The organism is Candidatus Sulfotelmatobacter sp. (assembly GCA_035498555.1).
GTDB lineage: Bacteria > Eisenbacteria > RBG-16-71-46 > RBG-16-71-46 > RBG-16-71-46 > DATKAB01.
Genome location: DATKAB010000071.1, coordinates 1 through 6,146, shown reverse-complemented (window position 1 = coordinate 6,146; position 6,146 = coordinate 1). Strand labels below are relative to the sequence as shown.

The window sequence follows — 6,146 nt, the reverse complement described above, 5'->3', positions numbered from 1 at the left end:
GCGCCGGGGCAGAACGCTGCCGGCGCCATGGCCGAAGCCGAGCTCGGGCTGTTCGCACCGCTCTATCCACTGCCGCGACTCGAAGTGGTGGAAGGCCGCGGCGCGCGCGTGCGCGATCGCGAAGGCCGCGAGTATCTGGATTTCGTGAGCGGCATCGCTGTCAACGCCTTCGGCCACGCGCCGCGTGGTCTGCAGCGCGTAGTGTCGAAGCAGATGAAGTCGCTGGTCCACGCCTCGAACCTGTTCGCCAACCCGCCGGCGATCGCGCTGGCGAAGGCGCTCACCCAAGCCACCGGCTTCGATCAGGTGTTCTTCTGCAACAGCGGCACCGAAGGCGTCGAGACCGCGCTCAAGTTCGCGCGCGCGCATGCGCACGTTCGCGGCCGCGCCGGCCGCAACCTGCTCGCGTTTCGTGGCGGCTTCCATGGCCGCACCGGATTCGCGCTCAGCGTCACCTGGAATCCGCCCTACCGCGAGCCCTTCGAGCCGCTGATCCCCGGGGTGCGCTTCGCCGACTTCAACGACATCGGTGGACTGGCCGCGGTGATGGACGATTCGCTGGCGGCGGTGATCGTCGAGCCGATACAGGGCGAATCGGGCGCGGTGCCGGCCACTCGCGAATTCCTGCAGGCGCTGCGCGCGCGCTGCTCGGCGTTGGGCGTGCCGCTGATCCTCGACGAGATCCAGTGCGGCATGGGCCGCAGCGGCCGGCTGCTCGCCGCCGAGCACTACGGCGTGCGCGCCGATCTCACCGTGCTCAGCAAGGCGATCGGCGGCGGCCTGCCGCTCGGCGCGGTGCTGATGACCAACGAGATCGCCGCCTCGCTCAAGCCCGGCATGCACGGCTGCACCTTCGGCGGTGGTCCGGTCGTGACCAGCGCCGGCCTGTGGGTGCTCGAGCAGGCGAAGAAGCCTTCATTCCTGGCGCGCGTGCGCAAGCGGGCGCGGCAGCTCGAAGCGGCGCTCGCCACGCTCACCGCGAAGCACGCGACGCTCGCCGAGGCGCGCGGGCTCGGCCTGCTGCGCGCGGTCGAAGTGCGCGCCGACGCCCCCTATGACGCGCCGGCTCTGATCGCCGCCGCCCGCAACGAAGGGCTGCTCCTGGTTCGCGGCGGCGAGCGGGCGGCGCGTCTGCTTCCGCCACTCAACGTCACCGAGGACGAGATCGCCGAGGCGGTCGAGAAGCTCGACCGCGCGCTCGCCGCCCTCGAGGCCCGCAAGGAGAACGCATGAAGAAGTCGGTGAAGCGCGCGGTGCTCGCCTATTCCGGCGGTCTCGACACCAGCATCATCGTGCCCTGGCTCAAGGAGAACTATGGCTGCGAGGTGATCTGCTACTGCTCCGACGTCGGTCAGGGAGCGGAACTCGATGGCCTCGAAGCGCGCGCCAGGAAGAGCGGCGCCGACGGCGTGGTGGTGGAAGACTTGCGGGTGCCGTTCGTGCGCGACTTCTGCTTCCCGGCGCTGCGCGCCGGAGCGATCTACGAGGACAAGTACCTGCTCGGCACCTCGCTCGCGCGCCCGCTGATCGCGGCGCGCCAGGTGGCGTGCGCCGAAGCCCAGGGCGCCGACGCGCTCGCCCACGGCTGCACCGGCAAGGGCAACGACCAGGTGCGCTTCGAGCTGACCTATCTGGCGCTGGCGCCCCAGCTCGCCGTGATCGCGCCGTGGCGCGAGTGGGACATCGTCTCGCGTGAGGACGCGCTCGACTACGCCGAGAAACACGGCGTGACGGTGCTGGCGAAAAAAGACGATCTGTTCTCGCGCGACGGCAATCTCTGGCACCTGAGCCACGAGGGCGGCCCGCTCGAGGATCCGGCGCAGGCGCCACCCGAGAGCATGTATCGGCTCACCGCCTCGGCCGACCGCCAGCCGGCCTCGCCCGAGAAACTCACCATCGGCTTCGAGAGCGGGCGGCCCACGCGCGTGAACGGACGCCCCCTCGGCCCGGTCGAGCTGCTCGAGACACTCAATGCCGCGGCGGCGCGCCACGGCGTCGGGCGCGTGGATCTGGTCGAGAGCCGGCTGATCGGCATGAAGTCGCGCGGGGTCTACGAGACGCCGGGCGGCACGGTGCTGTACGCGGCGCTCGAGGATCTGTGCCGCCTGGTGCTGCCGCACGATCTCTACCGCACGCGCCAGGAGCTCAGCACCCGCATGGCGGACCTGATCTACAACGGCCTGTGGTTCTCGCCGCTCCGTCGCGCGCTCCAGGCATTCGTCGATACCGCGCTGCAGGTGGCCTCCGGCGAGGTTACGATCGAGCTCTTCCATGGCCAGGCGCGCGCCATTGGGCGCAGCAGCGCCCAGTCGCTCTACCGCCCGGATCTCGCGTCGTTCGACATGACCGGCTACGACGCCCACGACTCGCGCGGCTTCATCAAGCTGTTCGGCCTGCCGCTCGCGACCGCGGCGCGGCGGGGCCAGGAAGCTCCGGAGCCGGCCGAGGCGACCACGAATGGCTAACCCCGTCTGGGGCGGACGGATCGCCGAAGGCCTCGATCCGCGGGCGAAGCAGCTCAACGACTCGCTGCCGTTCGACTCGCGGCTGTGGACCGAGGAGCTCCAGCTCTCGCGCGCCTACGCGCACGCGCTGCGCGAGAGCGGGGTGTTGAGCGCCGAGGAGCTGCAGTCGCTGCTCACCGCCTGCGACGCGCTCGAGCACGAGCTCTCGAGCGGCGCGATCCGGCTCGAGGGCGAAGACGTGCACTCGGCGGTCGAAGCCCAGCTCGTCGCGCGCTGCGGTGATCCGGCGCGCCGGCTCCATACCGGGCGCAGCCGCAACGATCAGGTGGCGACGCTGCTTCGCATGCGGGTGATGGCGCTGTGCGCTCAGGCGATCGAGCACGTGAGGGAGCTCGAGCGCGCGATCGTGCGTCAGGCGAAGGCCGCCGGAGATCAGGCGGTCGCGGCCTACACGCATCTGCAGCCGGCGCAGCCGGTGTTGATGGCGCACTGGTGGATGGCGCACGTCGAGGCCCTGGCGCGCGACGAAGAGCGCTTCATGTCGGCGGCCGAGGCGGCCGATCGCATGCCGCTCGGCGCCTCGGCGATCGCGGGGACGCCGCTCGAATACGACCGCGCGGGGCTGGCGACGCGCCTCGGCTTCAGCCGCGTCGCCGCCAACAGCCTGGACGCGGTGGGCGATCGCGACTTCGCGCTCGAATACCTGCAGGCCGCCGCCCAGCTCGGCATCCATCTCTCACGGCTCGCCGAGGATCTGGTGCTGTGGTGCTCGCCGGGCTTCGGCTGGTTCACGGCGCCGCCGGGATTCTCGACCGGCTCGAGCCTGATGCCGCAGAAGCGCAATCCCGATCTGTTCGAGCTGATGCGCGCCAAGTGCGGCCGCCTGATCGGCAACGCCGAGCGCCTGGCGGTGATCCTCAAGGGCCTGCCCTCCGGCTATCAGAAGGATCTGCAGGAGGACAAGGAAGCGGTGTTCGACACCGGCGACACACTGACCGCGCTTCTCGACGCGCTGCCCGGCGCGATCACGGCGCTGCGCGCGCGCCCCGAGCGCATGAGCGCGACGCTCACGCCCGATCTGCTCGCGGTCGAGCTGGCCGACGCGCTGGTCGAGCAGGGCGTTCCGTTCCGCGACGCGCACGCGGCGGTCAGCAAACTGTGGGCCGCGGCCGAGCAGGCCAACGCCACGCCGAGCGCGCTGCCGCTCCCGGATCGCCTCGCGCTCTCGCCGCACTTCACCGACGCGCAGCTCGCGGCGCTGTCGGTCGAGACCGCGCTCGCGCGCCGCAATCGCGAGCCCGGCACGGGCCCGCTCGCGGTGGCGAAGCAGATCGCGCGCGCGGAGGGCCGGCTGGGCATCGGTCCGGGAGTCGATGAGGAGGACGGCGGGGACAGTAGGCTGCGCCCCGGCGTCGCCGGCTCTGGGGAGGCTCCTTCACCGGGCACGCGCGGCTCCGGCTTCCAGCCTCCGCCGAGCTCTTCCTCGGCGGGCTCCGCCATCCTGGCTACGCCCGCCTCCGGGCGGCCCGGAGAAGGACCTCCCCTGCCGCCGGCTCCGGCGAACGCAACTCACGCCGAGTCCGAATCCCTCGCTCCCGGCCTGCTCATGCGCCGCGCGCGGCCCGACGACGTGCCCGGCATCGCCGGCGTGATGGCCGATTACGTCATGCAGGGCGTGCTCCTGCCGCGCCCAGTCAGCGAGCTGTACCAGTGCGTGCGCGAATTCCACGTCGTCATGCGCGAGCCCTCGAACGGCGGCGCGCCCGAGGTCGTGGCCTGCGCCGCGCTACGCCTGTTGTGGGGCGACCTCGGCGAGGTGCGCTCGCTGGCGGTGCGCCCCGATCATCACGGCGCCGGGCTCGGCGCGGCGCTGGTGCGCCGCGTGCTGAACGACGCGCGCGAGCTGAACCTGCCGCGCGTCATCGCGCTCACGCGCGAGGTCGAGTTCTTCGAGCGCTGCGGGTTCACCGTGCATTCGCGCGAGAACCTGCCGCGCAAGGTGTGGACCGATTGCGTGCGCTGTCCGCGGCGTCACGCGTGCGATGAAGTGGCGGTGGTCTGCGATCTGGTTCCGGGCGCGACGGAAGCTGCCGAGCGCGCGGGCCGGTCGTGGACGCTGCCGATTCCGCCGCCGGCGACGGACCCCTCGTCGCCGTCGGAGTTGCCGATCGTCTCCTGAAGGAGGACGAAGAAGAAATGAAAGACGCGCCCCTGCACCTGGTGGACCTGCTCGGACTCGAGCGGGACTGGGTCGAGCACCTGTTCGTCGAGGCCGATCGCCTGCGTGGCGTGCGTGGCAGGCGCACCGCACCGCGCCCGCTGGCCGGCAAGACCGCGGCGCTGGTCTTTCACAAGCCCTCGCTGCGCACGCGGGTGTCGTTCACGGTCGGCATGCACGAACTGGGCGGCGACGCCATCGATCTCGGCGCCGCCGAGGTCTCTGAGAATGGGCGCGAGAGCGTCGCCGACGTGTCGCGCGTGCTGTCCGGGATGTGCGATCTGATCGTGGCGCGCACCTTCGAACACCGGCTGGTACGCGGGCTCGCCGAGCACGCCTCGGTGCCGGTGATCAACGCGCTCACCGATTTTTCGCACCCCTGCCAGATCCTGGCCGACCTCTACACCCTGAAGCGCGTGGGGCGAGCGCTCGATCGTCTGACCATCGCGTGGATCGGCGACGGCAACAACGTGCTGCATTCGTGGCTCGAGGCCGCAACCATCTTCGACTTCACGCTCCACATCGCGGTGCCGGATGGATTCGAGCCCGACGCCGGCCTGTTCCTCGCGGCCGAGCGGCGCGGCCGCGTCCGGCGGTTCCGCGAGCCGCGCGAGGCCGCAATCGGCGCCGACGTCATCTACACCGACACCTGGACCAGCATGGGCCAGGAAGCCGAGAGCGAGTGGCGGCGCGTGGCGTTCGCCGGCTATCAGGTGAACGAGGGGCTGATGCGCCAGGCCAGGCCCGACGCGCTGTTCATGCACTGCCTGCCCGCGCATCGCGGTGAGGAAGTGACGCCCGACGTGATCGACGGCCCGCAGTCCATCGTGATCGAGCAGGCCGAGAATCGCCTGCACCTCCAGAAGGCGCTGATGGCCGAGCTGGTGACGCGCAACGCGGCACTCCATCCGCGCAGCGAGCCGGCGCAGGCGAACGGCGCGGCCGCGCGGAATGGCGTGGCGCGGCGGGTGGAGGGCATTCTGCTGGAGCACTAGAATCGGTGCTCCCATGACGCCGCCCATCACCATCAATCGAGCGCCGGTGCTCACGCTGTGGGCGGCCGTGGTCGCCGAGCGGCTCGGCTTCGACCGGGACGAGGCCCTGACGCTCGGGCGCGCGGTGGCGGGACTGAACGCGCAATCGAAGGGCCGGCGCCTGGGCATCTACGAGGCGCCGAAGCCCGGCGAAGCCGCGCAACGGAAGAAAGCCGCCAGCCGGATGGAGCAGGTCGAGCTGCTGGGCCGCGCGGTACCGGTGGTGCACACGACGCAGGGGTTGCGCGCCGCCAGGGATGGCGAAGCCGACTCGCCGGCAGCGGTGCAGCGCTATCTCGCTTCCAAATTCGGCGACTCGCTGGATGCCGCCGAGCACGCGATGAAGAAACTGGCGGGCTCGTTCACGCCCAGGGAATTGGCCGCGCGTGCCTACGACCTCTACGAGGCGTTCCGCCCCGCGATTCCCGC

5 protein-coding genes are annotated in these 6,146 nt (G+C 71.2%); all 5 read left to right on the top strand.

Annotated features, from left to right (window positions below):
* Nucleotides 1–1,233 (top strand): aspartate aminotransferase family protein (locus VMJ70_06385; protein HTO90743.1); only part of this gene is annotated, 1,233 nt, incomplete at its 5' end.
* Nucleotides 1,230–2,465, top strand: coding sequence for an argininosuccinate synthase (locus tag VMJ70_06380; protein HTO90742.1), 1,236 nt, complete (start codon nucleotides 1,230–1,232; stop codon nucleotides 2,463–2,465). The genes VMJ70_06385 and VMJ70_06380, both read left to right, overlap by 4 nt.
* The gene (gene argH / locus VMJ70_06375) at nucleotides 2,458–4,644 is read left to right on the top strand and encodes an argininosuccinate lyase (GenBank protein HTO90741.1); all 2,187 of its coding nucleotides are present in this window, start codon (nucleotides 2,458–2,460) and stop codon (nucleotides 4,642–4,644) included. The genes VMJ70_06380 and argH overlap by 8 nt, the downstream gene beginning before the upstream one ends.
* Before the next feature lie 17 nt (nucleotides 4,645–4,661).
* A complete protein-coding gene (argF, locus tag VMJ70_06370; protein ID HTO90740.1) occupies nucleotides 4,662–5,678 on the top strand; it encodes an ornithine carbamoyltransferase in 1,017 nt (338 codons plus the stop codon).
* 13 nt (nucleotides 5,679–5,691) lie between these two features.
* Nucleotides 5,692–6,146: hypothetical protein (locus tag VMJ70_06365; GenBank protein ID HTO90739.1), on the top strand; the 455-nt coding region annotated here is incomplete at its 3' end.

What these genes read in the sequence shown, in the direction of transcription:
- VMJ70_06380 (HTO90742.1), top strand. Translation starts at nt 1,230, where the DNA reads ATGAAGAAGTCGGTGAAGCGCGCGGTGCTCGCCTATTCCGGCGGTCTC.
- argH (HTO90741.1), top strand. Translation starts at nt 2,458, where the DNA reads ATGGCTAACCCCGTCTGGGGCGGACGGATCGCCGAAGGCCTCGATCCG.
- argF (HTO90740.1), top strand. Translation starts at nt 4,662, where the DNA reads ATGAAAGACGCGCCCCTGCACCTGGTGGACCTGCTCGGACTCGAGCGG.